The organism is Shinella sp. AETb1-6, from assembly GCF_009826875.1.
Lineage (GTDB): Bacteria > Pseudomonadota > Alphaproteobacteria > Rhizobiales > Rhizobiaceae > Shinella > Shinella sumterensis.
On record NZ_WUMM01000021.1, the window covers coordinates 21,585 to 45,655 of the forward strand.

General features: G+C 62.0%; 22 protein-coding genes. 9 read left to right on the forward strand and 13 right to left on the reverse strand.

Annotation, left to right across the window (positions count from 1 at the left end):
* The 9 genes from GR158_RS23810 to GR158_RS23850 all read right to left on the reverse strand — a co-directional run bounded on the left by GR158_RS23810 (nucleotide 1) and on the right by GR158_RS23850 (nucleotide 8,776).
* Nucleotides 1–1,017, reverse strand: coding sequence for a dimethylarginine dimethylaminohydrolase family protein (locus tag GR158_RS23810; protein ID WP_160872872.1), 1,017 nt, complete (start codon nucleotides 1,015–1,017; stop codon nucleotides 1–3).
* A gap of 40 nt (nucleotides 1,018–1,057) precedes the next feature.
* The gene (locus GR158_RS23815; RefSeq protein ID WP_160872873.1) at nucleotides 1,058–1,864 is read right to left on the reverse strand and encodes an ABC transporter permease; all 807 of its coding nucleotides are present in this window, start codon (nucleotides 1,862–1,864) and stop codon (nucleotides 1,058–1,060) included.
* Nucleotides 1,861–2,700, reverse strand: coding sequence for an ABC transporter permease (locus GR158_RS23820; RefSeq protein ID WP_160872874.1), 840 nt, complete (start codon nucleotides 2,698–2,700; stop codon nucleotides 1,861–1,863). The genes GR158_RS23815 and GR158_RS23820 overlap by 4 nt, the downstream gene beginning before the upstream one ends.
* Nucleotides 2,701–2,758: 58 nt before the next feature.
* A complete protein-coding gene (locus GR158_RS23825; RefSeq protein WP_246665774.1) occupies nucleotides 2,759–3,829 on the reverse strand; it encodes an ABC transporter substrate-binding protein in 1,071 nt (356 codons plus the stop codon).
* 123 nt (nucleotides 3,830–3,952) lie between these two features.
* Entirely contained in the window at nucleotides 3,953–4,978 is a 1,026-nt protein-coding gene (locus GR158_RS23830) for a LacI family DNA-binding transcriptional regulator (RefSeq protein WP_160872876.1), read from the reverse strand.
* A gap of 128 nt (nucleotides 4,979–5,106) precedes the next feature.
* Nucleotides 5,107–5,874, reverse strand: a complete 768-nt coding sequence (locus GR158_RS23835) for a GntR family transcriptional regulator (RefSeq protein ID WP_160872877.1) — start codon at nucleotides 5,872–5,874, stop codon at nucleotides 5,107–5,109.
* 22 nt (nucleotides 5,875–5,896) lie between these two features.
* Nucleotides 5,897–6,820, reverse strand: coding sequence for an NAD(P)-dependent oxidoreductase (locus tag GR158_RS23840; RefSeq protein WP_160872878.1), 924 nt, complete (start codon nucleotides 6,818–6,820; stop codon nucleotides 5,897–5,899).
* Between the two features lie 13 nt (nucleotides 6,821–6,833).
* Nucleotides 6,834–7,565, reverse strand: a complete 732-nt coding sequence (locus GR158_RS23845; protein WP_160872879.1) for a class II aldolase/adducin family protein — start codon at nucleotides 7,563–7,565, stop codon at nucleotides 6,834–6,836.
* 200 nt (nucleotides 7,566–7,765) lie between these two features.
* Complete coding sequence (locus GR158_RS23850; protein ID WP_246665775.1) at nucleotides 7,766–8,776, reverse strand: LacI family DNA-binding transcriptional regulator; 1,011 nt, start codon at nucleotides 8,774–8,776, stop codon at nucleotides 7,766–7,768.
* Between the two features lie 181 nt (nucleotides 8,777–8,957).
* Here GR158_RS23850 and GR158_RS23855 point away from each other — a divergent pair, with 181 nt between their 5' ends.
* From GR158_RS23855 to GR158_RS23895, 9 genes are read left to right on the forward strand one after another with little or no spacing between them, the layout of a single operon-like run.
* Nucleotides 8,958–10,055: an ABC transporter ATP-binding protein gene (locus GR158_RS23855; RefSeq protein ID WP_160872880.1), complete on the forward strand. Its 1,098-nt coding sequence runs from the start codon at nucleotides 8,958–8,960 to the stop codon at nucleotides 10,053–10,055.
* Nucleotides 10,056–10,071: 16 nt separating this feature from the next.
* Nucleotides 10,072–12,129 carry a hydantoinase/oxoprolinase family protein gene (locus tag GR158_RS23860; RefSeq protein ID WP_160872881.1) on the forward strand — a complete coding sequence of 686 codons (2,058 nt, stop codon included), beginning with the start codon at nucleotides 10,072–10,074 and terminating at the stop codon, nucleotides 12,127–12,129.
* Nucleotides 12,126–14,105, forward strand: coding sequence for a hydantoinase B/oxoprolinase family protein (locus GR158_RS23865; protein ID WP_160872882.1), 1,980 nt, complete (start codon nucleotides 12,126–12,128; stop codon nucleotides 14,103–14,105). Before GR158_RS23860 ends, GR158_RS23865 begins: the two co-directional genes overlap by 4 nt.
* 51 nt (nucleotides 14,106–14,156) lie before the next feature.
* Entirely contained in the window at nucleotides 14,157–15,206 is a 1,050-nt protein-coding gene (locus GR158_RS23870; RefSeq protein ID WP_134651928.1) for an extracellular solute-binding protein, read from the forward strand.
* A gap of 59 nt (nucleotides 15,207–15,265) precedes the next feature.
* Entirely contained in the window at nucleotides 15,266–16,129 is an 864-nt protein-coding gene (locus tag GR158_RS23875; protein WP_160872883.1) for an ABC transporter permease, read from the forward strand.
* Nucleotides 16,130–16,132: 3 nt separating this feature from the next.
* A complete protein-coding gene (locus GR158_RS23880; protein WP_160872884.1) occupies nucleotides 16,133–16,930 on the forward strand; it encodes an ABC transporter permease in 798 nt (265 codons plus the stop codon).
* A 2-nt stretch (nucleotides 16,931–16,932) separates the two neighbouring features.
* Complete coding sequence (locus tag GR158_RS23885) at nucleotides 16,933–17,589, forward strand: VOC family protein (RefSeq protein WP_202402427.1); 657 nt, start codon at nucleotides 16,933–16,935, stop codon at nucleotides 17,587–17,589.
* Complete coding sequence (locus GR158_RS23890; protein ID WP_134651920.1) at nucleotides 17,586–18,875, forward strand: FAD-binding oxidoreductase; 1,290 nt, start codon at nucleotides 17,586–17,588, stop codon at nucleotides 18,873–18,875. Before GR158_RS23885 ends, GR158_RS23890 begins: the two co-directional genes overlap by 4 nt.
* Before the next feature lie 47 nt (nucleotides 18,876–18,922).
* Nucleotides 18,923–19,600 (forward strand): DUF1028 domain-containing protein, encoded by a 678-nt coding sequence (locus GR158_RS23895; protein ID WP_160872886.1) that lies wholly within the window; start codon nucleotides 18,923–18,925, stop codon nucleotides 19,598–19,600.
* 69 nt (nucleotides 19,601–19,669) lie between these two features.
* Here the strand turns inward: GR158_RS23895 and purU are convergent, their stop codons facing one another.
* The 4 genes from purU to GR158_RS23915 all read right to left on the reverse strand — a co-directional run bounded on the left by purU (nucleotide 19,670) and on the right by GR158_RS23915 (nucleotide 24,057).
* Nucleotides 19,670–20,554, reverse strand: coding sequence for a formyltetrahydrofolate deformylase (gene purU / locus GR158_RS23900; RefSeq protein ID WP_160872887.1), 885 nt, complete (start codon nucleotides 20,552–20,554; stop codon nucleotides 19,670–19,672).
* Between the two features lie 78 nt (nucleotides 20,555–20,632).
* Nucleotides 20,633–21,940: a type III glutamate--ammonia ligase gene (gene glnT / locus GR158_RS23905; protein ID WP_160872888.1), complete on the reverse strand. Its 1,308-nt coding sequence runs from the start codon at nucleotides 21,938–21,940 to the stop codon at nucleotides 20,633–20,635.
* An 87-nt stretch (nucleotides 21,941–22,027) separates the two neighbouring features.
* Nucleotides 22,028–23,356: an FMN-binding glutamate synthase family protein gene (locus tag GR158_RS23910; protein WP_134651912.1), complete on the reverse strand. Its 1,329-nt coding sequence runs from the start codon at nucleotides 23,354–23,356 to the stop codon at nucleotides 22,028–22,030.
* Between the two features lie 14 nt (nucleotides 23,357–23,370).
* Nucleotides 23,371–24,057, reverse strand: coding sequence for a GXGXG domain-containing protein (locus tag GR158_RS23915; RefSeq protein ID WP_160872889.1), 687 nt, complete (start codon nucleotides 24,055–24,057; stop codon nucleotides 23,371–23,373).
* Between the last annotated feature and the right edge of the window lie 14 nt (nucleotides 24,058–24,071).

Genomic DNA, 24,071 nt, shown 5'->3' on the forward strand with positions numbered 1-24,071 from the left:
TCAGCCCGGATCCCTTGCGAGCGGGCCGGTCGAGCAATGAATGCCGCCGCCACCAAGTTCGACGCATTCGTAGTCGATCGTGAGCACCTCGATACCGGCCTTGTCGAGGCGCTCGGCCAGGCGTGGGGTCCGTGTCTCGTGCATGATGACCCGGCCGGGCGCGATTGCCAGGCAGTTGAGCGAGAAGGCGTTGTCCTCGGGCGGAAGCTCGATCAGCCTCATGCCGCGCTTGTTCAGGTATTCGATGAAGAAGTATGGCAGTTCGTTGATGTTGATGATCGCGGTCTCGTGGTCGATCATGTTGAACGAGCCGTCGATATGGATGCGGTAGCCCGGCATCGGCAGCTTGATCAGCTCGATGCCGAGGCCGTTCAGGATGCGCTCGACCTGGCGGACACCTTCCTCGTTGCAGGCGACCGACAGCGCGCAGACGGCCGTCTTGTCGTCGATCAGGGCAAAGCCGCCGCCTTCGAACACGCCTTCGCCGTGGACGGTCCCGAGGATAGGGCAACCGACCTTCGCGAGTGCCTGGGTGACCGGCAGTTCTTCGCCGCGACGCACCTTGCGGGCGAGGCGGGTGACGATGGCGCCGCCTTTCACGCTGATGACGCTGTCGCGGCAATAGATCTGCTTCATGGCGCCGGGGGCCGCTTTGTCGACGAGGATCACATCGACCCCTTCGGAGCGCAGGAGTGCGGTGAAGCGATCATGGGCGGCCTGCATGGCGGGCAGGTCGGGCAGGGTCTTGCCCATCCAGTACCAGCCCTTTTCCGGATCGCCGAAGCCGCCCGTCTCGAGCATCGGCTTGTTCTCGACGATGTTCACTTCGTCCCCCGGACGATGCATGAGAACGGCGCGCAGCTTGCCGACGTCGTTGGAGCAACCCCAGGGGCGGCCCCATACACTGGTCTGTTCGGCCGGATCGGCGAAGCCGGGCGTCGGCACAGAACCGAAGGTCTGGAAGAACTTTGCTTCCTTGTATTCGTGTTCGCTCATGGAGGGTGTGTGGGCAGTCATGTCGTCATTGTCCTTTCTGGGTTGAGATGGATTTGGCGGTTCAGGACCGGTTGGGTGTGCGGCCGTCCCAGACCAGCATGCGGATGAGAAGGCCGACGATGGTGACGAGCAGCATGACGGCGGCGATCGCGGCGAGTGCGGGATCGACGGAATCGGCGATACTGGTCCAGATCTTGCGCGGCAGCGTCACGATCCTTCGGCTGGTGATGAAGAGGGTGACGGTGATCTCGTCCCAGGAGGTGATGAAGGCGAGAACAGCGCCGGCTGCGACGCCCGGCAAGATGTTCGGCAGGATCACCTTGGCGAACACCGTCGGCGGACGAGCGCCGAGCGAACGGGCGGCCTGGACGAGGCGAGGATCGAGATTGGCGAGCGAGGCGCCGATGGCGAGCACGGCGAGCGGCATCGACAGGATCATGTGCACCAGGGTCACGCCGATCCAAGTATCGAGCAGGTTGAAACGCGACCACAGCCGGACCATGCCCACGGCATAGATGATCGGCGGCACGATCAGCGGGGAGAGCAGGATCAGCCGCATCGCCGTCGGCCAGCGCCCGGCATGGACCCAGGCTCCGATGGCGAAGGCGGCCGCAAGCGCCGTGGCGAGCAGACTGGAGGCGATGGCGATGCCGATACTGGTGATCATGCTGGGCAGCCAGCCGGCGCGCCAGTTGAGGAGCGAGGCGAAATGCTGCAGCGAAAGCGACTGGTCCGGCAGCGACAGATATTCCCTGTCGGTCAGCGAGACGGGGATTACCACGAGGATCGGCAGGAACAGGAAGGCAAGCAGCAGCCAGGCGGAGATGCGGGGCAGCAGGCGTTGCAGGAGGATCCATCCGGGCATCATTTCTGCGATCCCCCGAAGGCGCTGCGGAAGGCGGGATGGCGCATCGCAAGGGCGACGAGACCAGCCACGACCAGAAGCATCGATGTGGAAAGGGCGGTCGCCACGCCCCAGCGAAGGGTGCCGGAGATCTGCACCGATATGTATTCGGCGATCATCAGCACACGTCCGGCGCCGAGGATGGCGGGCGTCACCAGGAAGCCAAAGGAGAAGATGACGATGAAGAGCGTGGTGATGGCCAGGCCCGGCATGGAGAGTGGCAGCCAGACACGCCAGAAGATGGTGAAGGGGCGCGCACCGAGCGAACGGGCGGCCTGGATGATGCGGCCGTCGATGTCGGTCAGGTTTGCGTAGAGCAGCAGGATGGCAAACGGCATCATGTAATGCACCATGCCGATGATCACGCCGAGCTGGTTGTAGATGAGTTCCAGCGGCTCGCTGATCAGGCCCGCCTCGCCGAGGGCGGAGTTGAGCACACCGTTGCGCCTGAGGATCGTGATCCAGGAAAAGGCCCTGACCAGCACCGAGATCCAGAAGGGCAGCATCACCAAGAACATGGCGAAGCGGCGCACGCCGGGGCGCATCTGCACCAGCGCGAAGGCGACGATGTAGCTGAAGACGATCGTCAGCACCGTCGTCATCGCCGAGACGACGAGCGTCGTTCTCACCACGCGGCCGATGGCCGCATTCTGGAAGAGCGCTATGTAGTTGCCCAGGCCGAAGCTCGGTTCCGTGACGCTCAGCGCAAGGACCTGCAGGATCGGGAGGACGTAGAAACAGATTGCCAAGGCACCCGCAGGTACCGTCAGGGCAATGGCCCAACGCTGGAAATTGGTCACGACGATCACCGTCTACCGGCAGCCACCGGCCAGGAAAGGCCGGCGGCTGCGTTGGAGGTTAGCGGGAAATGAAGTCGAGGAAGCGGTTCTGCAGCTCGGCTTCGTTCTCTGCGTAGTATTCGGCCATCACGCGCAGGCCGGTCTTGGCGTTTTCCGGCGCGAGTGGATAGACGGCCTTGTCTTCCTCGGTCATCATATCGAGCGCCTTGGGGTTCGACGGACCGTTGCCCATCAGGCGCAGAAGCACGATCTGGCCTTCCGGCCGAAGCGAGGAATTGATGAAGTCATAGACCTTCTTGCCGGCCGGATTGCCCTTCGGCACTGACCAGGCGGAGGAGAACAACAGGTTCTCGTTCCAGGTCCAGGTGAGGTTCGTGTTTTCCTTGCGCAGAAGATCGGCCCGGGTGTGCCAGATGTTGCCCATCACCACTTCGCCGTCGCGGAAGAGCTGCTGGCTTTGCGCGCCGGATTCCCAGAAGATGATTTCAGGCAGGAGCGGCTCCAGTTTCTTGAAGGCGCGGTCGACATCGAGCGGATACATTTCCTCGGGCTTGACGCCATCGGCGAGCAGGACTGATTCCAGCTGGCCCTGGATCCATTTGCACATCGTGCGCTTGCCGGGAAACTTGACGGTGTCGAAGAAATCCGCCCAGCCCGCCGGTGTCTGACTGCCGGTCTTCTTGGCATCATAGGCGAGCACATTGGCGAAGGTATAGTTGCAGATGCCGAATTCGGCGGCCATGCCGTCGCCGACCAGCGACTTGTCGACGATCGAATAGTCGATCGGTTCGACGAAGCCGCCGGCACCGAGCGTTGCTGCGTCCACCATGCCGCCGTCGGTGGCGTCCCAGGTGACGTTCTTGGATTCGACCATTGCGCGGATCGCACCGGTGGAGGGACCGGCGCCATCTATGACGACCTCGATGCCGCTCTTTTCCTTGAACGGGTCGCCATAGGCCTTCTGGAAGGCTTCGAGCGCTGCGCCGCCCCAATTGCAGACGACGATTTCAGAAGTTTCCGCGGCCGCACGGCCGGGCTTGAATGTTGCGGCGAGGCCGAGGCCCGCCAAAGCGGTCATGAATGCACGGCGGTCGATCTTGCCGGACGTGAACTTGTCCAGGGCGATCATGGCTGAGTCTTGGCTGAAGCGATTTACCGACATTAGAGTATTCCCCTTTTGATTGTTCGATCGGTCACTGCTTCTCCTCCCGGCGGCCGGAATTGCTCCCGGGCGTCAATTTCCAATGTCGCCTTAGCCTCCTCGCTTTGATGGCGGACACACCGATTTGCGAACCACCAGCTCGACTGCGATGCGCTGGATGGCCGTTTCGGATTTTTCTCCCCGGATCAGGCCGAGGAGCATGTTGATGCCGCGCCGACCGAAGTCCTCCGGCGACTGCCTGACGGTGGTCAGCGGAGGATCGAGCAGTTCGGCGTGCAAAATGTCATCGAAGCTGACGAGCGACACATCGTCAGGAATGCGGATACCGCGCTGGCGGGCGAGCTTGATCGCGCCGATGGCGAGCATGTCGGCAAAGGCGAAGACGGCGGTCGGCGGATCGGCCATGCCCATGAGCGCGTCGAAAGCCTCGGAGCCTGCGCTCTCGTCGTAGGAGACCTTGAAAACCAGGGCGGGATCGACCTCGATGCCGGCCGCCTCCATGGTTTCGTGGTATCCGGCCAGCCGCTCGATGGTGCTGAGCAGCCCCTCCGGGCCGGCGATGACGGCGATGCGGCGATGACCAGCCGCGATCAGATGCTCGATCGCAAGCCTGGCGCCACGCACGTTCTCGGCAAACAGGCGGGGCGCCCGCGCGCCGGGCACGTCCTCGTCGATCAGCACCACGTTGCCGCTCTGGTTGATCTTGCGGACCAGCGGCCCTTCGTCCGAATGGTTGGTCATCAGCAACACACCATCGACCTGGCGATCATCGATGCGCGCAAGGAAGGCAATCTCGTTGTCGACGATGTTGCGGCTGTTGAACATCAGCAGGCTGTAACCATTGGCCGCCGCTTCCGCCTCGGAGGCGCTGGCGATCGCCGCAAACAGCGGATAGGCGATGTCGGACGTGATGAAACCAAGCGTCTCGCTCTTGCCGTGGGTGAGCCGGCGGGCAAGTGCGTTGGGGCGATAGCTTAGATTCTTGACCGTCTGCTCGATGCGCTTGGCGGTCGGTTCCGGCAGGGAGATCCGGCCATTCAGATGACGCGAGACGGTGCTGACCGACACGCCGGCAGCAGTCGCGACATCTCGAATTGTTATTTTTCTCGTCGTCATCAGGAAATATCCCAAGCTGAAAACTCTACAAAACCGGTTTACTAAACCGGTTGCGTAAACGGCGAAATGGTTGACCGTTGGGAGGTCCGATGATGGCGAAAATCGCCTCCAGGTCGCGGCCGATGCCATCACGGGCGTATCTCCGGTGATTGGAAGTAGTGCCCGTTCTCTTCGCGCAGATCGTTCTGATCGAGATCGATGCTGCCGACATGCGCGGTCATCAGGTCCGCAGCCGTTGAGAAATCGCCGCTGCGGATGGAAGCGACGATGCCGCGATGCTCTTTGAGGATCGCCTCGACATGATCGGGGCGCAGGCCGACGAGAAACTGCACGCGGATCATATCGGCGACGATGTGCTGGCAGGCGGTCCATGCCCTCGCCATGCCGAAGGCGGACATGAGCGTGGAGTGAAACTCCATGTCGGCGCGGTGCAGAGCCACCATGTCGTTGTCGTCGCGTGCGCGCTCCTGTCGCCGGATCAGCATGTCGAGTTCGTCGAGAACGGTGATCGGCGGAATCGTCCGGGATCGCGCGATCACCGCGCTTTCCAGTGTCGAACGAATGAACGTGGCCTCGTTCACCCGAGCCATATCGATGAGCGAAACGCGCGTTCCCTTCTGCGGGGAAATCTCGATCAGACCCTCTTCGAACAAGCGGGCGAAGGCTTCCCGCACGGGTGTGCGGCTAATGCCGAGTGCCTGCGCGACGTCGGTCTCGGACAGTCCCTCACCGGGCTTGATGCGGGTGGTCACGATCGCCTCGCGCAACTCGACAAGCGTCTTCGCCGAAATCGTGTTCCGGCGTTGGGTGGTGTCGCTACTGGCAAGGGAACTGAGTTTGAGCATGGGCTGTATACTGGCATTCAGGTGAGAGGAGTCAATGTTATTCTTGAGCATGGCAGCGGGGCCGGTCGGATCGTTACGGCCGGACGAGCTGGGGTGGCGGCGTCCCGCTGGCCAGGGCGACGAGGCAGAGAGCGAGTGATTGCGCGCCACCTTCAGGCGTGGGGATACCGGCAATGTGCGGCGTTATGCGGATCCTTGGATGCCGCCAGAAGACATGATCCGAAGGCAGCGGCTCCTGTTCGAAAACGTCCAGCCATGCGCACCCGACCTGCCCGCTGGCAAGCGCCTGCAGAAGATCGCCCTGATCCAGGTGGCCGCCGCGCCCGAGATTGACGACATAGGCGCCACGGGCCAGTGTTGAGAAAAGCGGCGCGGACAAGATGCCGGTGGTTTCAGCTGTCAGCGGCAACAGATTGACGAGGAGGTCGGCACCGTCGGCCGCTTGTGCCAGTCGATCGAAGCCTGAGACAACCTCGATGCCGGGACAGGACGCATCGGCTCTCGTCCAGCCGCGAACGTCGAAGCCGAGTAACGCAAGACCGGTCGCCACCCGGCGACCGATCGGTCCGAGGCCCAGCACGGTCACCTTGAGTTCCTCCCGCCGCCGCCGCGGCGCATCAGCGCCACGCCAATGCCCGACCTGCTGATCCTCATGACGCGTCATGTCGTCCATCAGTTTCGCAAAGGTGACGTGCGCGACGTAGTCCAGAATCTGCCCTGCCTGTTCTTCATCCACCAGGCGGGCGATCGGCACGTTGCCGGGAATCCGCGAGTCGGCCAAAAGATGGTCGGCGCCGGCTCCGAAACAGAAGACGAGCGACAGGCTCTTCGGCAGTGGGCCGAATTCCTCCGGCAGCCGCCAGGCAAGAAGCACGTCATAGTCGCCGTCGTTCGGCATTTGCGGCCAACGATAGGTTATGGCGCCGGGGTGGCGTGCCCGCAACGCGGCATCGAAGACATCGTTGCAGGCAAGGGGATCGGTCAGGAGAATACGCATGGCGGGCATCCGCTCAGGCGGCGATCGGCACCAGCCGGCGAAGGGCCAGCCATTCCAGTTCTGCGGCACCATCCGGGTCGGCGTCGTACTGTGCGGCGGTCTTGTCCTGCACCTCCTTGGGTGGAAGCACGAGCTTCTGCCCGCTCGCCTGGGCGGCGAGCTGAATGCGGCAGGCCTGTTCGAGATTGTACATCAGCGAGAAGGCCTCGCCGATGGTGCGACCGACGGTCAGCAAACCGTGATTGCGCAGGATCATGGCGCGCTTGTCACCAAGATCGGCAACGAGGCGGACCTGTTCCTCCTTGTCGAGGGCGATACCCTCGAATGAATGGTAGGCAAGCTGGCCGTGGAAGAGCAGCGCTGTCTGGTTGAGCGGCAGCAGGCCCTCTTCGAGGCAACTCACCGCGACACCGGCCGGCGTATGCGTGTGCACGACGCAGGCGGCATCAGGTCGGGCGGCGTGGACAGCCGTGTGTATGACGATGCCGGCCGTGTTGATCGGCACCTGGGGACCGCGAACCAGATTTCCATCGTGATCGATCACGGCCAGCGATTCCGGTGTCACTTCGCGAAAGAGATCCCCGTAGCGGTTGATCAACAACTTGTCCGGCTCAGCTGGCAGACGCGCCGATACATGCGTGTGGATAATGTCGTCCATGCCGAAATAGGCGATCAGCCGATAGACGGCGGCCAGATCCTCGCGGGTGGTATATTCGGAAATGCTGATCTCTGCGTTCACATCCAACCCCCTTTGACGGCTAGCATACTTGTATACAAGATGGGCTGTGCGTCAATCGAATTCTGATGCGGATTTACGGCGCCGCATTCTTCTGCATGCCGTTCGAGGAGGATGGTGGGCCGAAGCGGCCGGACGCCGTTTGTTTTAGCAATTTGTCCAGCGTGCAGGTGGGCGCCGGTTACAATTTGCTCGACGCGAAAAGTATTCTAAGTGCTCGCTCGCTCAACGATGTGGAAGCCGGTGTCGACCGTCACTTGCTGCCGCGTGTTGCCGTTCGCTCGCTCGATGATCAGCGACATCGCATTTTGTCCCATCTCGTAGGCGTGAGGATGGACACTGGTGATGCCCGGGGTGATCTCCGAGGCTATTTCATAGTCGCCCCATCCCGCCACGGCCAGCCGTTCCGGGACTTTCCAGCCTCGCCTTCCGCATTCGAAAAGGACGCCGGCGGCCACGATATCCGTCGGGCAGATGATCGCGTCGAGTTCCGGGTCGATGCTGCAAAGGCCGTCCAGGGCTTGCGGACCTGCTCCGAAACCGTGAGCCTGATCGATCAGAAAGATCCGGTGGCTGCTGAGGCCAGCCTGCTCGACGCATTGTATGAAGGCAGGCAGCCGTTCGGTGAAGCGGTGCGAGACATCGCCTTCGTATCCGACGAAACCGATCCTGGTATAGCCTTGTACGATAAGAAGTTCGACGATGGCGCGGGTTGCATCGATCGTGGAGTATCCAACAGCCATGTCAAACGGGTTCCGGTGCACCCAGGCTTCGACAACCGGCACACCTGTCTTTTTCAGCAGGGTTCGCGCGCTGTCCTCGTGTTCATCGCCGACCAGCGCGATACCTGCAACGCGGAGTCCGATGAGAGTGCGGATTGCCGCAGCCTCCTGTTCCAAACTGTCCGCCAGCTTCAAGATGAGCTGGTACCCGTTGTCGGCGACGTGCTCCTGCATGCCGCGGACATAATTGTAGAAGCTCGAATTCTTGATCGAGGGGATGACGGCGCCTATGACGCGGCTCTGGCCTGACGCCAGGTTGCCGGCGGCGTGGTTCGGGACGTAGCCCAGTTCGGCAGCAATCTGCAGCACGCGCTCGCGTGTTTCCTCGTGAACCCGCTGCGGATAGCGGAAGCTGTTTGAAACCGTCATCGGCGATACACCGGCCGCCACCGCGACCGATTGCATGGTGACTGTTCCATCTGGACGAAGCTTCGTCATGCTGCAAACCCTAGTCGATTTTACGGCGCGCTGATTACTGAATACGCAGTGCTTCAAATGTCGCCGAAGAGAGAAAAGCAATCCTTGACAGGAAATGCTTGCAGAATATTGTAGCGCTACAAATTGAATTTGAACATGTCGTCAACGGCCTTGTTTACGGATAAAGACGTAGGAACTTTTCATGACAGTAGTCGGAGCCCGGCTCAACAAGGGACTGGTGCTGACTGGAATCCATAAATCCTATGGCAAGGTCGCGGCTGTCAAGAATTTGGACTTGCATGTCGATGACGGCGAACTCGTCGCATTGCTCGGCCCGTCCGGCTGCGGCAAGACGACGACGCTGCGCATGGTGGCAGGGTTCGAGACCCCGGATGCCGGAACGATTGAGATCGACGGCGAGGAAATCTCGGCACTGCCGCCGCACAAGCGTCGTCTTGGCATGGTCTTTCAGAACTACAGCCTTTTCCCGCACCGGACGGTTGCCGAAAACATCGGTTTCGGCCTGCGCATGGCCGGGATGGCGAAATCCGCCCGTGATGGGAAGATCAATGAGATGCTGGACCTCGTACAGCTGCAAGGCAGGGGTGATGTCTACCCGTCAAAGCTCTCGGGCGGCCAGCAGCAGCGTGTCGCGCTGGCGCGTTCGCTTGTCGTCAATCCCAAGGTCCTGCTGCTTGACGAGCCGCTGGGTGCGCTCGACAAGTCGTTGCGTGAGAGCATGCAGTTCGAAATCCGCGGCATGCAGCGGCGCCTCGGCATCACAGCTCTTCTCGTGACACATGACCAGGAAGAGGCCATGTCGATGGCCGACAAGGTCGCCGTCATGAACGGTGGGCGAATCCTCCAGATCGGCGCTCCGGCAGATATCTACGATCGGCCGAAAAGCCGCTTCGTGGCGGAGTTTCTCGGAGCCTCGAACATATATGAAGGCCATGTCAGCGATGACGGCGGAAGCCTCGTTACGCCCGGTCCGCAGGGGCCTGTAAGGCTGCATCTGCCCGAAGCGCAGAAGGCCGGTCAGTCTCTGCTTCTCTCGGTTCGCCCGGAGCGCATGGTGCTGACGCCCGGCGAGGCATCGGCCGGCCTTGCCGCGCGTGTCGTCGGCGCGGTGTTTCGCGGAAATTATGCTGCCTACCAGGTCGAGGTGCCGGCACTCGGTCGGGAACTCTTCGTTTATCGGCAAGCCGACGGACCGCTCGGCTCCACCACCTATCATCTCGGCCAGGTCGTGACGCTCGACTGGGCGGCGCGGGACGGCGTCATCGTGAGCGCGGAGTAAATTGGAAGTGACGATCATGCAGAAAAGCGGTGCGCGCATCGGGATCGACGTCGGCGGGACGTTTACCGATTTTGTCCTGTCCAACCCGAATGACGGCAGCCTGACCTATTACAAGGAGCCGTCGACGCCGGACGAGCCGTCCCGTGCGCTGATCGAAGGCCTGCAGTCGCTTCTGAAGAACGCGGGCATGAAGCCCAGTGATGTCGGCACTTTGATGCACGGTACGACGATCGGGCTCAACGCGATCATTCAGCGCCGGGGGGCCACCATCGCACTCGTGGTCAGCAAGGGTTATCGCGATATTCTCGAAATCGCCCGTAGCCGCATGCCGTCTTCCTTCGATTTTCATGCCAGTAAGGAAGAGCCGCTCGTTCCTCGCCTGCGGATCCTGGAGATTGATGCCCGTCTTTCTGCGTCTGGCGCGGTCAGCAAGGCCGCCGATGATGCCGAGCTTGATCGCGTTGCTGCCGAACTGAAGGCGCTTGGCGTGGATGCAGCCGCTCTCGTTCTGATCAACGGCTACACGAAGCCTTCGGTCGAAATCGACATGGCCCAAAAGCTTTCCGCGAAGGCAGGCGGTCTCTCCATCACGTCCGCTGCAGCGATCTGGCCGGAAATCCGGGAATACGAGCGTACGCTGGTCGCCTGCCTCAATGCCTATATCCAGCCGCTGATGCAGCGTTATTTCGCCGGCCTTAAAAAAGGGCTGGAGCGGGATGGCGTCGTGGCGCCGATCCTGGTCACGGCGTCGAACGGCGGTTCGCTCAGCCTTGTTTCGGCCCACGAACGGCCGGTCGAAACCATTCTCTCCGGCCCGGCCTCCGGCGTCATGGCGGCGGCGCGTCTGGCGGAGGCCGCGGACGTGAAGTCTATCATCACCTTCGATATGGGCGGCACGTCTTCAGATATCGCGGTGGCTCAGGCAGGCTCCGCGGAACTCGCGACCCGGACCGATATCGGTGGCCTGCCATTGGTCCTGCCGGTCGTCGATGTCTCGGCCATCGGCGCCGGTGGCGGCTCCATCGTCTGGGTCGACGCGCACGGCCTGCTCAAGGTCGGTCCGCAAAGCGCCGGTGCCATGCCGGGCCCCGTTTCGTACGGTCGTGGCGGCAAGGAGCCGGCAGTTACCGATTGCTATCTGGCGCTCGGTTACATCGACCCGGCCGGCTTCCTCGGTGGCCGCATGAAGCTCGACGTTGACGCGGCACGCAAGGCACTGGCCGAAGTGGGTGCGCGGATCGGCCTGACCGGCGACGATGGTGCAGCACTGGCCGCCGAAGGTGCGCTTGCCGTTACCACCGCAGGCATGGCGACAGAGCTCTATAAGACGCTGGCCTCTCGCGGTCTCGATCCAGCGGCTTTCGCGCTGGTTCCGTTCGGCGGCGCTGGGCCGACGCATGCCAATCTTCTTGCCGCGGAAGCCGGTATCGGCCGGGTTGTCATCCCGCCGGCTGCCGGCACGTTCTGCGCTCTCGGCGCTGCCGCTGCCGATCTGCGTCGCGATTTCGTGCGCAGCATCCGCCGTTCCGTCGACGACAAGACTGCGGCGCTGATGCTGGATGTCATGAAGGAACTGGAAGACGAAGGCAGCGCGTGGCTCGACCGCGAAGGCGAGACGAGCCAGACCCGCCGTTTCGAGCGCGGCGCCGACATGCGTTACGCCGGCCAGGCCTATGAACTGCGTGTAAAGCTCGATGAGAATTGCCGCGACGCTGCATCGATTGCCGAAGCTTTCCATCTGGAACACGAACGCATATACGGCTTTCGCGATACGGATACGGACGTCGAGCTCGGCACCGTGCGCCTCGCCGTCGTCGGCGTTACGGAAAATATCAGCCAGCCGGAAATCGCGGCCGGCAGCGGTAAGCCTGCATGCAAAGGCGAGCGGCCAATCTTCCGTTCCGGCAAATGGGTTTCGGCCGGCGTTTATGACCGTAGCGCGCTTGGTGCCGGTGACCAGATCGCCGGTCCTGCGATCATCGAACAGGACGATACGACGACGGTGCTTCTGCCCGGCTGGTCGGCCCGCGCCGACGCCCTTGGTAACCTTCACCTCGAAAGAACTGTGCAATGAAGCTTGATCCCGTCACGCTCGCCATTCTCGGCAACAAGCTCGCCGCCGTCAGCGAGGAAATGTGCCTGACGCTGCAGCGCACCGGCCGCACGCTCTATGTCAAGGAAACGGCCGATTTCGCCTGCGCGCTTGCTGGTCTGGATGGCCGCTTCTTTGCCTATCCGCGCTCGATCGGTGTTTCCGGCTTCGTTGGTCTAGAATGCGGGCCGGCCATTGCGGCGGTCGGCACGCTCGAGCCGGGCGATGTCATCCTCACCAACGATCCCTATCGTTCGGAAGGTCTGGCGACCCATCTGCCTGACCTGCACATGATCGAGCCATATTTCCATAACGGCAAGATCGTCGCCTATGGCTGGTGCTTTGTGCATTGCTCGGATGTCGGCGGCCGTGTGCCGTCCAGCATCTCGCCGGTCAATACGGAAATCTTCCAGGAAGGCCTGCGCATTCCGCCGGTCAAGCTGATGAAGAAGGGGGAGATGAACCCCGACGTCGCGCTTTTCCTCAATGCCAACAGCCGCACGCCCGATGCCAATATGGGCGATATCCGCGCGATGCTCGCAGCCCTTGCAGCGGGCCGACGCCGGCTGGAACAGACGATTTCGCAGCATGGCGCCGAAACGGTTTCGGCTGCGGCCGTCGATCTGGTCGCCTATTCTGCCGAAAAGGCACGCACGGTGTTGAAGCGCGTTCCGGCTGGCACTTACAGCTTTGACGACTACCTCGACGACGATGCCGCAACCCGCCTGCCGGTTCGTGTCGCGCTTAGCGCGACTTTTGCCGATGGCGAGGTGCATCTCGATTTCACCGGCACCGACCCGCAGGTGTCCACCGCGATGAACATTCCTTCGCGTGGTCGCCCGCATGCCTGGCTGACGCTGCGCGTTCTGGCGCTGGTCAATACGCTTGATCCGACGACGCCGCTCAATGTCGGCATGCTGGCACCCGTGAAGATAACCGCCCCCGAGGGCAGCCTCGTCAATCCGCAGGAACCGGCGGCCGTCGGTGTCCGCCATGCAGCGGCGATCCGCGTCAACGACGTTCTGAACGGCGCCTTCGGCAAGGCTCTTCCGGATGTCATGCCGGCGGCATCTTCCGGTACGGTCATTCCGGTCGTGATGGCGGAGCCGGATGGCCATGGTGGTCGTCGCGTGCAGGTTATCGAGCCGATGATCGGCGGCACCGGCGCCCGCAAGGGCCGCGACGGCATCGATGGTCGCGACAGCGGGATCTCCAACCTCGCCAACAATCCGGTCGAGACGGTGGAAGCCGAGCTTGGCATCGAGATCACCACCTATGCGCTGCGTCCCAATTCAGGCGGTGCCGGCCAGTGGCGCGGCGGGTGTGGCATGGAACTGACGTTCCGGGTACTGACCGACGATAGCAACGTTCTCGGCCGCGGCCTCGAGCGGCTGCTGTTCCGCCCCTGGGGTTCGAATGGCGGAAGGCCCGGCATGCCGGGACAGCTCATTCTCAACCGAGGTACGGAGCGGGAAAAGCATCTCGGCAAGATCGACGTCCTGACTGTCAATTCAGGCGACACGGTCACCTTCCTGACGCCCGGCGCCGGCGGCTGGGGTCATCCCGCCGCCCGTGATCCGCAGGCGGTGCTGCAGGATGTCGCCAATGGGTTCGTGACCATCGAGGCCGCCGCCAGCGATTATGGTGTCGCGATCGTCGATGGCGTCGTGGATGCGGTCAAGACCGAAAGCCTGCGCAAGGGTATGGTGGCCAGCACCGTCGTGAATGGTCAGGGTGTCGAGCGTGAGCGCTGGGATCAGGCCTTTCCGGCCAGCGTGATGGACGGTCTCAACCGCTCGCTGGTGGCCCTTCCCGGTTCAGTGCGCCAGCGCCGCCGCCGTGAAATCTTCGATGCCGTGCTTGCGGAACTACCGGAAGGGTTTCCGCGCGTCGCGGCCACGCAGACCGCCGTTAACGCTGCGCGTCAGCGTCTTGAGGCCGCCGCCGGTAGCCTTTGATACGCATGACCCAAAAGCCCAACCACCTCGTTTCAGCTTTGGAGAACCGTGATGACCATAATCAAGAGAAGACATTTCCTCGGTGGTAGCGCCATGATCGGCGCCGGCCTCCTCGCCGGGGGCTTGCCGCGACTGGCGAATGCGCAGTCGGCCGAAATCACCGTGACGGCCTTTGGCGGCGTCTGGGAAGAGGCAGTCCGCACCTGTTTCGTAGCCCCCTTCGAAGCCAAGACGAAGGCGAAGGCAAACGTCTCCCTCGGCGGCCCCCCGCAGTGGCTGGCGCAGGTCGAGGCAAATCAGGCAAAGCCGCCGGTCGACGTGCTGATCATGACGCCGGACCTGGCGTTGACGGCTGCCAAGGCCGGTCTGGTGGAGGACTTTGCCGTCGACAAGATCCCGAACCTCTCCAAGATACCCACCGAGCTGACTGACAGCGTCATGGGCAAGGGCACGCTGTTCGACTACGGCGTCGGTGGCATCACCTTCCACAAGGAACGCGTCACGAACCCGCCGAAGTCGTTTGCGGAATTCGTCGATCGCGTCTCCAAGGGCGAGTTCGTTGCCTCCGTCCCGTCCATCTCTTATGCGGTCACCCCGATCATGCTGATCTGGGCCATGGCCAGGGCGCTCGGTGGCGGTGTCGACAATGTCGATCCGTTCTTCGAGGCCATGGCCAAGATGAAGGACAATCTGGTGTTCTGGGGCGGTCCGAATGACTTCTTCAACCACCTCTCGTCCGGCGAAGCTGACGTCGGCATCTATTTCGACGGCCGCACCTGGAACCACTATGACAGCGGGGCAACCTGGATCGACTTCATCAATCCGGAAGAGGGTGGTTCGCTGAACGGCGTCGCGGTGCAAAAGCCGAAGAATGCCAATCCGCTCGCCTGGGATTACATCAACGAAGTTCTCGACGCGCAGAACCAGACCAAATTCGCTGATATCATGAACTACGGCGTTACCAATACCGACGTTGTCTACAGCGACAAGCTGAAGCCGCGTATCACGCCGTGGCAGAACACCGCCTTCCCGCCCTATGAGCAGATCGCTCTGGTGCGCAACGAATGGGTCGATCGCTGGAACCGTGAAATCGGCCGCTAACCGACGATGGGCTGCCCTCTGAACGGGCAGCCCAAATCTCCCGCCAACGGATGCTTGCGATGAGCGATACCAGCCTGCAAAAGACATCGCCCGGCCGACGGATGCGACTGCTCGCGCCGCCCTTTCTGGCGTTGCCTGCGGTTCTCTTTCTCGTCGTGTTCTTTGTTATGCCGCTGATCGACAACGGCATGCGCAGCGTGATCTCGAATGATGGCGGCTTTACCCTGTCGCGTTATGTCTCGCTGCTGACCGATGGTTTCTACCTCTGGATTATTGCCCAGACGGTGCTCCTCTCCGCCGGCGTGACGATCATCTCGATCATTATCGGGTATCCGGTCGCTTACTTCCTCGTCCGCAAGGCGGGCCGCTTTTCGGGGCTGATCATCTTTCTGCTGATCGCACCGCTTCTGACCTCGATCATCATGCGGACCTTCGGTTGGCAGGTGCTCTTTGCCCGGCGCGGGCTGGTGAACAATCTTCTGGTTGACCAGCTCGGCATTCTCTCAGCGCCGCTGAGGCTCACCAATTCGCCCGAAATCGCGATCGCCGCGCTTGTGCACGTCCTTGTACCCTTCATGGTGCTGTCGATCGCGACGGTGCTTCAGGGCATTGATACGCGGTTGGAAGAGTCTGCAAAAATTCTCGGCGCCAACCGGCTGCGCACCTTTTTCGAAGTGACGCTGCCGCTGTCGCTCGATGGGATCGGCACCGGCGCGATCCTCGTCTTCATGATTGCGAATGGCAGCTTCGTGACGCTGGTCCTGCTTGGCGGCGGCATGCAGACACTGCCGCTGATGATCTACCAGCAGTTCAACACAACGCGCGATTTCGGCATGGCAAGCGCCATGAGCATGATCCTGCTGGTCATCGCTGTCTTCTGCCTGTTCCTGCAACTGCGCCTCGTGCGCCGCAAGGGAGCATGAACGATGAATCGCGACTGGATCAACCTCGGACTTGCCGCCTTTGTCGTCCTCTTCTTCGTCTTCATGCTGGCGCCGATCCTGATCGTCGTCCTCGTGTCCTTCACGTCCGCAGGCTATGTCTCTTTCCCGATTCCAGGCTGGTCGCTGAAATGGTTCGCCCATATCTTCGAATACCAGCCCTTCATCGATGCATTGATCGTCAGCATCGAGATCGCCATCGGGGCGACGATCCTGTCCTGCCTGATCGGCGTACCGGCCGCGATCTTTCTCGCGCGGTCGCGTAGCGCCTGGGCCAGTGGCGTGATGACCTTTCTCCTGTCACCGCTGTCGATGCCGATGATCGTCATCGGCTTTGCCTCGCTCTTCTTCCTGTCCTTGCTCGGCGTCGGTATTTCGTTCGCAGCTCTTTTGATCACCCACACCGTCGTTTGTCTTCCCTATATCGTGCGTACGGTTGCGGGCGTTTACGCGGGGATCCCGCGTTCCTATGAAGAGGCGGCGGCGATCCTCGGGGCAAATCCGATTCTCACGTTCTGGCACGTCACTCTGCCACTGATCAGACCGGGTATCATGGCGGGGTCGCTGTTTTCCTTCCTCACCTCGTTTGACAACCTGCCGATCAGCTATTTCTTCGGCAGCGCCAGCACCAACACGCTGCCGGTGGTGATGCTGAGCTATATGGAAAACCAGTTCGACCCGACGATAGCGGCCTTGAGCACGTTGCAGCTTCTTCTCGCCGTCATCGCGCTCCTGATCGTCGACCGCGTCTATGGCATCGACAAGATGACGGTAGCGGGGTGAGCATGCGCCTGCCGATCGACCATTTCGTCATTCTCGTGCCGGATCTTGAGGCGGCCGGGGCCGCGTTCGAGGCCGCGGGTTTCCATGTGACGCCGCAAACACGCCATAGCGCGGCTATGGGCACGGCCAATCGGTGCGTCATGCTTCAGGGCTCAAGTTATATCGAGATCATGGGTATTGTCGCCGAGACGCCTGCTAATGCGACATGGCGAAGACTGCTGGCGGAAGGAGCAGGCATCCGTGGCGTCGCCCTGCGCAGCATCGATGTCGATGCGTCGGCCAGCAAGCTTGCAGCGCTCGGCATCGCCGTAGAGCCCGTCCGGCATTTTTCCCGCATGACCGAATATGGCGAGTTGCGCTTCTCGATCGCTCGTATCGACCCCATCGCGACGCCCGGCCTGCAATGCCTTGTCTGCCAGCATCACACGGCCGATCTTCTCTGGCGTTCCGAAACCATGACGCATGCAAACGGTGCCAGGTCTCTGACATCCGTTATGCTGCCGCAGGCATCTTCGCTCTCCGCGTTCCCGATGGATGAAAGTGGGCACGGGATTGCCGTGGCAGCCGGCGCGGGAAAGCTCAGCTTTTCCGGCAGTCATGCGCAACATCATGACCTGCGCAGCGTCTGCGGCGTGGAGATCGAGGTTGTCGCCACATGACGTCTTGGCCTTCGGACAAACCATCCTCCCTCTGGATGGCGCTTTCGCGCGAAAAATTCGAGGCGCCTGCGTTGAGGAGCGAGACACGCGCGGATGTCGTCGTGATCGGTGGCGGCATTTCCGGGCTGTCGACGGCCCTTGAGCTTGCTCGACGGGGAAAAAAGGTCATCGTTCTGGAGGCGGTGCGGATCGGTTATGGCGCTTCGGGAAGAGCAAATGGCCAGGTCATTTCCGCGCTGACCCGGCATGGCCCGGACGCCATCAGAAAGATCTGGCGGGGGCAGAAGGGTGAGCGCTTCATACAGCTGGTGAAAGGTGCCGCCGATCAGCTTTATGACCTCGTCGAGCGCTACGAAATCGATTGCGACGCTCGCCGCAACGGCTGGCTACAGCCGGCGCATACACCGGGGCGGCTGAAACGCGTCGGCGGTCTTGCAGCACAATGGGCGGCGGCCGGTGCGCCGACGGGTGTCCTATCGGACGAGGAGATGCGCGCAAGGCTCGGCACTGACGCATACTGCGGCGGCTGGGAGAACCGCGGCGGTGGCCATATAAACCCCTACGCCTTTACCTGTGGCCTTGCTCGCGCTGCTGTTTCCGAAGGCGCCGTCGTCTACGAAAACAGCCCCGCGATACGGTTCGTGCGCGACGGAGTCGACTGGATCGTCGAGACCACCGGGGGCCGCGTGCATGCACCAAAGATCGTTCTGGCGACGGCCGCCTATAGCGGCGATCTCTGGCAGGAGCTGACACGGTCTGTCGTGCCGGTGACATCCTACCAGGCGGCGACGGATCCGCTCGGCGCGCTGGCGGATGAGATACTGCCGAACGACGAAGCCGCGTCTGACACGCGTATGGACCTGCGTTACTTCCGCAAGGACCGTGAAGGGCGGCTGGTTTCCGGGGGCGCGCTGACCATCCAGACTGGTGCCGCAAAGCGACTGCCGGCCATGGTGGGCAAGCGTTTGAAGGGGATGTTCCCATCCCTACCGGAAAATCCGATGACATCCTTCTGGGACGGCCGCATTGCGATGACGATCGACCGCCTGCCGCGTCTGCATCGGCGTGGTGACGGGATTTATGCCTGGATAGGCTGCAACGGGCGCGGCTTGGCGCTTGCCTGCGCCATGGGGCCGGTTCTGGCCGATGCCGTCGAGGGCGTGCCGGACGAGCAACTCGCCGTGATGCCATCCATGCCGCCGGGCGTGCCTTTTTATCCGGTCGTCTCCCGTTTCGCGCGTCTGATCCTGCCCTGGTACCGATTCAAGGACAGCCGCGAGATCTGAGCAGGCATGTGCTCCAGAAGCATCCCAGAATAAAGCAAGGTGAGGTTATGACGTTTTCACTTTCCGCACTCGACCGGAAAACCGGCATGTTCGGCATCGCGGTGGCGAGCTCCAGCATCGCCGTCGGCAATCGCTGTCCGTGGGCGCGGGCGGGAACCGGGGTGATCGCCACCCAGCATCGTACCGATATCCGCTGCGGACCGCTCGGGCTCGATTTGCTCGGCAAGGGGTTTTCGGCAAGCGAGACGGTCGACATCCTCGTCGCTGGCAGCGAACACCCCAATCTTCGACAGTTCGCCGCAGTCGACAGGGACGGTCGGACCGCATTCTTCAACGGTCCCGATATCTCTTCCATCGCCACCGCGCATCAGGGCGACGGTTGTGTCTCGGTCGGCAATTTCATGGCCAACGACCAGGTCACGCACGCGATGGTGCGGGGCTACGAGACCGCGGCCGGCATGGCATTCGTGGAACGGCTGCTCGCTTCGCTCGATGCCGGTGTCGCCGCCGGGGGCGAGACGCAGCCGGCCATGGCCGCCGCACTTCTTGTCGTCGACAAACACGCCTGGCCGCTGGTCGATCTGCGCGTCGATTTCGAACCCGAGCCCGCCACGAAGCTGCGCTCGCTGTGGCAAGCCTACGAGCCGATCGTCGACCGGTTCATTACGCAGGTGCTGGAGCCGGCGACCCTCAAGCCGCTGATCAATTCAGCGCTGCAGGTCTGACGAAGACAAACCGGCCGGCGGATCTGGAGGTCAAGGAAATGACCGTGACGCCGAAAGGGAGCGCGGCGCTCAGCCCATGCGCTCTGACGCATAGCTCCCCGGGCTGGGAGGGAACACGACCGTCCGGCTGCCGTTGATCAGAACGCGATGGTGGATATGTGCATGAACTGCGCGGGCGAGAACCTGGGCCTCCACGTCGCGCCCGAGCGATACGTAGTCTTCCGCGGACTGGGCATGTGTCACCCGCACCGTGTCCTGCTCGATGATCGGGCCTTCGTCGAGATCGGCCGTCACATAGTGCGCGGTCGCGCCGATGAGCTTCACACCGCGCTGATAGGCCTGCTTGTAGGGATTCGCGCCTTTGAAGGACGGCAGGAACGAGTGGTGGATGTTGATGATGCGGCCTGACATCCGCTGGCACATCTGATCGGACAGGACCTGCATGTAGCGCGCCAGCACGACGAGTTCCGTGCCGGTCGAGTCCACGATGTCCATGATTCTTGCTTCCGCCTGCGGCTTGTTCTCCTTCGTCACGGGAATATGGTGGAAGGGAATGTCCTGATTGACCACGACTTTCTGGTAATCGAGATGGTTGGAGATCACGCCGACGAGATCGATGGGCAGGGCACCGATCCGTGAACGATAGAGGAGATCGTTGAGGCAATGGCCGAAACGGGAAACCATCAGGAGCACCTTCATGCGCGTTTCCTGATTGTAAAGCTCCGTTTCCATCGAGAACCGGTCGGCAATCGACTTCAGTGCCTCCCGCAAATCCTCTTCCGTTTTTCCCTCCTCCGAAAGGAAGGAGATCCGCATGAAGAAACGGCCCGAGTTGAGATCGTCGAACTGTGAGCTGTCGACGATATTGCACGCCATATCCGCGAGGAAACCGGAAATTGCAGCGACGATGCCGCGCGTGGACGGGCAGGTGACAGTCAGGACGAAGGTCGTCAAATCGGATCTCCTCACGATGAGTGAAAAATCCCCGCGCCAGCCGGCGCGGGGAAAGCGACCACAAGGGTGTTACGGGAACTAGATATCGAGCGTTGTTGCGTGTTCCCAACTCGTGAATTGGGCACAATAGGTGTTCCACTCGCTCGTCTTCAGCTTGAGATAGGCGGCGGAAAACACGGTGCCGAGTGCGGCCTGCAACGCTTCGTCCTTTTCGTATTCGCGCAGAGCGTCGAGCAGGTTGAGCGGCAGCTTCGGTGCATTCGTCACCGTGTGGCCGTCACGATACATGTCTATGTCGTGGTGAGGCCCCGGATCGGCGTTGGAACGGAGGCCGGATAGGCCGGCAGCAATGATGATCGCCTGGAGAAGATAGGGGTTTACGGCCCCATCCGGCAGGCGCAGCTCGAAACGGCCGGGGCCGGGCACGCGCACCATATGCGTGCGGTTGTTACCGGTCCAGGTCACCGTGTTCGGCGCCCAGGTCGCGCCGGAAATCGTGCGTGGCGCGTTGATGCGTTTGTAGGAGTTGACGGTCGGATTGGTGATCGCCGCCAGCGCCGAGGCATGTTTCATGATACCGCCGAGGAAGGTCTTTCCGTTGGCCGACAGCCCGAATGGCATGGCCTTGTCGGCAAAGGCATTCACTTTGCCATCGAGATCCCAGACGGAAATATGAGCGTGGCATCCGTTGCCGGTCTTGCCCTGAAACGGCTTGGGCATGAACGTCGCGCGAAGGCCGTGCTTTTCGGCGACCGACTTCACCATGAACTTGAAGAAGGAATGTTTGTCGGCGGTCTGGAGAACGTCGTCATATTCCCAGTTCATCTCGAACTGGCCGTTCGCATCCTCGTGGTCGTTCTGATAGGGCTTCCAGCCGAGCTCCAGCATATAACCGCAGATCTCGGCGATGACGTCGTAGCGCCGCATCACCGCTTGCTGATCATAGCAGGGTTTTTCGGCGGTATCGAATTCGTCGGAAATCATCGATCCGTCGGGTGAAATCAGAAAGAACTCGGGTTCCACACCAGTCTTGACGCGAAGACCTTCCTCGGCGGCTTCCGCAACGAGCTTCTTGAGCACAACACGTGGCGCCTGCTCGACCGGCTCGCCGTCCATGACGCAGTCGGCGGCAACCCATGCAACGTCCTTCTTCCAGGGTAGCTGGATGACCGACGACGGATCCGGTACGGCAAAGAGATCGGGATGGGCGGGCGTCAGGTCGAGCCAGGTCGCAAAACCGGCGAAGCCCGCCCCCTCGTGTTGCATGTCGGCGATGGCTTCGGCCGGCACGAGCTTGGCCCGCTGGCTGCCGAAGAGGTCCGTGTAACTAATCATAAAAAATTTGACGCCGTTCTCCTTGGCGTAGCTTGCAAGGTCGAGTGTCACCGTGTTCCCCTTTTGGATTATCCAGACACTTTCATGAGGTGCCGCCGCCTGCCTTGGGAGGATCAGGCGGCGACGGTTAGAAACTGATCAGAACCCTCCCTTGCCCGGAATCCAGCTGGTACCGGCCAGCGGCACCTGAGCCATGGCGGACGCCTCGATCGTGAGGGCAACGAGATCTTCAGGTTCAAGGTTATGCAGGTGGTTCTTGCCGCAAGCGCGCGCGATCGTCTGCGCTTCCAGCGTCATCACCTTCAGGTAGTTGGCGAGGCGACGGCCGGCGAGAACCGGATCGAGCCGCTTCATCAATTCAGGATCCTGCGTCGTGATACCGGCAGGGTCCTTGCCTTCATGCCAGTCGTCATAGGCGCCAGCGGTTGTGCCCAGCTTCTGGTATTCCTCTTCCCAGTGCGGATCGTTGTCGCCGATGGCCACGAGCGCGGCCGTACCGATGGCGACGGCATCGGCGCCGAGCGCTAGCGCCTTGGCCACATCGGCGCCCGAGCGGATGCCGCCCGAGATGATCAGCTGCACCTTGCGATGCATGCCGAGATCCTGCAGCGCCTGGACGGCTGGACGGATGCAGGCAAGCGTCGGCATGCCGACATTCTCGATGAACACGTCCTGGGTTGCCGCCGTGCCGCCCTGCATGCCATCGAGCACGACGACGTCAGCCCCGGCTTTCACGGCGAGCGCGGTATCGTAATAGGGCCTGGCACCCCCGACCTTCACATAGATCGGCTTCTCCCAGTCTGTGATCTCGCGCAGTTCGAGGATCTTGATCTCCAGATCATCAGGACCGGTCCAGTCGGGGTGGCGGCACGCCGAGCGCTGGTCGATACCCTTGGGAAGGTTGCGCATGTTGGCGACACGGTCGGAGATCTTCTGGCCGAGGAGCATGCCGCCGCCGCCAGGCTTTGCGCCTTGGCCGACGACAACTTCGATCGCATCGGCGCGGCGAAGGTCCTTCGGGTTCATGCCGTAGCGCGAGGGCAGGTACTGGTAGACGAGCGTCTGCGAATGGCCGCGTTCCTCATCCGTCATGCCGCCGTCGCCCGTCGTCGTCGACGTGCCGGCGATGGTTGCGCCACGGCCAAGCGCCTCCTTGGCATTGCCCGAGAGCGCACCGAAGGACATGCCGGCAATGGTGATCGGCGTCTTCAGCGTGATCGGCTTCCTGGCGAAGCGCGAACCGAGCACGACCGACGTGTCGCACTTCTCGCGATAGCCTTCCAGCGGATAGCGCGAGATCGAGGCACCGAGAAACAGCAGGTCGTCGAAATGCGGCACCTTGCGCTTCGTACCAGCGCCGCGAATGTCGTAGATGCCGGTTGCCGCGGCGCGGCGGATTTCCGCCAGCGTATAGTCGTCAAACGTCGCGGACTTGCGGGGAGGGGTGAGGGGATTGTGATAGCTCATGGTTGTCCCTTGCCTCAATACGCGTCGGCATTGTCGATGTTGAAATTGTAGAGCTTGCGGGCGGAGCCGTAGCGCTTGAACTCTTCCGGCTTGACGCCGGTGACGCCGGCCTTCTCAAGCAGCTCTGCGAGCTTCTCCAAATGTTCTGGCCGCAACTCCTTCTCGATGCAGTCAGCGCCTAGGCTTTTGACGGTGCCGCGTACGAAGAGCTTTGCCTCGTAAAGCGAATCTCCCAAGGCATCGCCGGCATCGCCGAGCACGACGAGATGGCCCGATTGCCCCATGAAGGCCGACATATGACCGATGTTGCCGTGAACGACGATATCGATGCCCTTCATCGAGATGCCGCAGCGTGAGGCGGCATTACCCTTGATGACAAGCAGGCCGCCACGACCGGTGGCGCCGGCATACTGGCTCGCGTCACCCTCGATGACGACGGTGCCGGACATCATGTTTTCCGCCACGCCGGGGCCGGCCGAGCCCTTGACGGTCACGGTGCCGCCGTCGTTCATGCCGGCGCAGTAATAGCCGACCGAGCCGCGCACTTCGACGCTGACGGGGCTATCGATGCCAACTGCCACCGCGTGGCTGCCGCGCGGATTGACGATCTCGAAGGCGGTGTCATTTGCCCCTTTGGAAAGGGCGTGGAGGGCACTGTTCAGTTCGCGCAGGGGCGTTGTGGAAAGGTCAAATACAGGCATTTTAGGGCTTTCTC